General features: G+C 31.4%; 1 protein-coding gene. It reads right to left on the reverse strand.

What is annotated here, in order from left to right:
• Positions 1-194: 194 nt before the first annotated feature.
• Positions 195-1178: an Abi family protein gene (locus tag SMIDD26_RS00305; protein ID WP_061438565.1), complete on the reverse strand. Its 984-nt coding sequence runs from the start codon at positions 1176-1178 to the stop codon at positions 195-197.
• Positions 1179-1435 lie beyond the last annotated feature (257 nt).

Here is a 1435-nt window from a genome sequence, read left to right on the forward strand (position 1 = left end):
GAATAGAAAAAGTGTACCAACTAAAAAGCTGATACACTTATTTTCTTGTTGTAACCCTGACCTATATAGAGATACAGGTGTAGAGCAGTGTAACCCCAAACGGGGTTTCTTTTACGATAAAAAATAAAGTATCACTTTTTAGAAATTTTTACAAGTGTTTCTAAAAAAGGTTTGAAACACATTGATAGATTTTGTTATTCCGTTAATTCTTGTTTTAATTCTTGTTTTAATTCATCTAAAGGGTAGTTCATTTCATTTGCTAATAACTCTAAATCCTCTTTATAATTTTCACAATGTTTTTTTATAGAATATGAGATATAAACATCTAGATTTATTTTAGCCTTTTTATTGTCAAAATAATCTAATATTTTTGATAATGTATAGAGGTCGCTTTGCCCCAAACCTATACGATACTGAGCAGGTGTTATCTCTACTTTATTGTGAAAGGTTTTGTTATAGCGTATCTTATAGATAGTTGACTTAAAATTAAATATTCTTCCGCTATGAGCAGCTCTATTTCTGAAACTATTTACAACATAAAGAGTATCTTTAAAAAGGGATCTCAAATTGTCTGTTACATCTGAAATATCAATACCGTAGCAAATTGAAATAACTTTATCCTTTTGAGGGCCTTTCAGGAGTTTGAAGATATATTTTAGGTTTCCGAAGGTGCTTTCCTTTAATAAAATCCAAGGCGGAATATGGCCGTGGTTAGTTCTATAATGATTTAAAGGCTCTATATTTCTGTTCCCAAGATGAATTAATTTGTTAAGAAGTATAGCTCGTTCATTAGTTGGCTGGCTGTCGCTCCAAATAGTATCTCCTTGTCGAAAATTTTTATAATATAAATACTGACGTTCTTCTACACCAAAGTCCTCAGCAAGTGTATAAGCTATGGCGGTTCTGAGTGATAATTCTATCTCTAGTGAAGCTTGAATAACACCATTTCGAATACTTTTATCGAGTTCATATAGAGCAGTCAAGTGTTCAAAAGTAGCACCTGATTTATACCGTTCTTTCGTGCAATCTTCTTCTAACAAAAACATTTTGTATCCATTTACGACTTCGTAATAACCGTAGCGCATTAATACTCTTTTTGCTTTGTTTTCATCTAGAAAAGTTAGATCTCTAGACTTTAAAATATCTATTTGTTTATTTTTATCTGCAAAAGGTTTCATCAGTTCCTCTTTCTACAACGCAAAAGGGCCTCACAATGTGAAGCCCTTTTGGTGTGATGCTAAGCGCATCTATTCATCGATTACGTTAATTATAAGGGCTTTTTTTTATCTTGTCAAGTATTTTTGTTAAATTTAAGATAGATTCTATTATATTTTTTGATAAAATCATTCTAAATCAGTCGCGTTTTTAACTCCCTAATGGTATAATAGTAGTGTTTTTAGGAGTCTAGATGGATTTTGTGGACTATTCCTGTTCC

The sequence above is a fragment of the Streptococcus mitis genome (assembly GCF_001579035.1).
Classification (GTDB): Bacteria; Bacillota; Bacilli; order Lactobacillales; family Streptococcaceae; genus Streptococcus; species Streptococcus mitis_J.

Excerpts from the sequence above, each read along its gene's own strand:
- SMIDD26_RS00305 (WP_061438565.1), bottom strand. The coding sequence starts at position 1,178 with ATGAAACCTTTTGCAGATAAAAATAAACAAATAGATATTTTAAAGTCT.